The sequence below is a fragment of the Candidatus Contendobacter odensis Run_B_J11 genome (genome assembly GCF_000531125.1).
GTDB lineage: Bacteria > Pseudomonadota > Gammaproteobacteria > Competibacterales > Competibacteraceae > Contendibacter > Contendibacter odensensis.
In genome coordinates this window covers 1-1,408 of the sequence record NZ_CBTK010000172.1, presented here as the reverse complement: position 1 = coordinate 1,408, position 1,408 = coordinate 1, and the positions used below count along the sequence as shown (strand labels likewise).

Genomic DNA, 1,408 nt, shown 5'->3' with positions numbered 1-1,408 from the left:
CACGCCCTCTCCACAAGCGTTACTTCCCGCCCAACTGGCGGTAGGTTCCTGAGAACGGCAATAATTTTTCAATGAAAGACCATGAAAGTCAACAACGTTTTCAATAGCTGCCAACCCCTGTTTGCGGAAGGTTGAAATCGCCGCTTGCAGGCGAGCGTACACGTGAGCACCTGGCTTGGTGCGAAATCACCCACTGACTTTCTGCTTAATCTTGGCGGGGCGTAAGTCCCGTTCCGCTTGGTTATTAGTGAAAGGGATGCCCGCTTCCAAGGCGAAGGCGAGCACTCCGTCCTCCTGTTCCCGCAACCGGTTAAGCAGGTTGCGTCCTTTGGATGGTTTGGGCTTTCCCTGCTTGCCGGGATGCGGTGGCGGTTCTTCCCGGTTGGCTTGGGCCAGAATCCGGTGGTAATGTCCACGCACTTCGTCAGCCGCCAGAATGGGGCGCGGCCGGTGGTACAGGGCCAATAGCAATTCGTGCATCTCCCGCGCCCAGCGCACGCCGTTTTCCATCAAGCCGTTGAGTTCGCACAACAGGTGCACCCCGCAGCACAACACATGACGGGCCTGTTCGAAATGGAAGTACGGCAACCAGCAGTCATGTACCGCCGTGCCGTGGAAGTCATTGAGCACCGAGGCTTCGCTCGCCAAGGCCGCAGTGCCCCGCTTTTCATGGACAAACAGGTGGGTGTGGGTGGCGGTGGACGCCGTGTGCAGCCCGTGCAGCTGGCCCGCGATGCGCACGCCATTTTCATCGAAATGCACTGTTGTTCCAGCAGATGCCCGATGACCTGCCGTTCAACCGACTCGGCCAAGGTATAGCCCCGTTCCAGCGCCTCCTCAATCGTGGCACTGTTGAGGTCATACCCGTATAGGTCCTCGAACAACTGGCTGATTTGCTCCAGCGGCATCTTGTGATCAACCGACAGCTTGGTAACCCAGGCCCGCACGCCCGCGCCGTACTGCACCACAGCGGTCACCTCGGCGGGGTATTCGCCACCCTGCCACACGCCGCAACACGCCAATGGACCCAGGCGGTGCTCGGTCACCTCCGGTTTCGGTTCCGGCACGTCAAACACCGGCCGGCTGTGGATAACCGGATAGGCTTCATCCGACCTGAAGAACCGTCCGCAGCATGGGCAGCGCTCCGGCAGGTGGAGTTGGATATAGTCAGGCTGCGCCACCCGCTTGAGCGTGTTGCCTTGATGCCCTACCTGCCCGCCGTGGGCGCGTTTCCCCTCTTTGGGCAAGCCCGGCTTGACCGTCTTTTTCTGGTACCCGTCGCTACTCGGTGGTTTGTGGCTGTTCGTGCTGTCCAATCCCAAATAACGACGCAACTCGGCGTTCTCTCAGCAGTTCCCGGTCTCTTGAAAAGCTCAATTTAATCAATGTATTATAGAAGGTGTTTGTT

The 1,408-nt window shown here is 58.8% G+C and carries 1 protein-coding gene and 1 pseudogene; both read right to left on the bottom strand.

Going from position 1 to position 1,408, the window contains the following annotated elements:
- Positions 1 to 186: 186 nt before the first annotated feature.
- Positions 187 to 762, bottom strand: coding sequence for an IS66 family transposase (locus BN874_RS25680; protein ID WP_034433345.1), 576 nt, complete (start codon positions 760 to 762; stop codon positions 187 to 189).
- Positions 763 to 1,202: 440 nt separating this feature from the next.
- A pseudogene (locus tag BN874_RS26455) lies at positions 1,203 to 1,334 on the bottom strand (DUF6444 domain-containing protein); the annotation flags it as partial.
- Between the last annotated feature and the right edge of the window lie 74 nt (positions 1,335 to 1,408).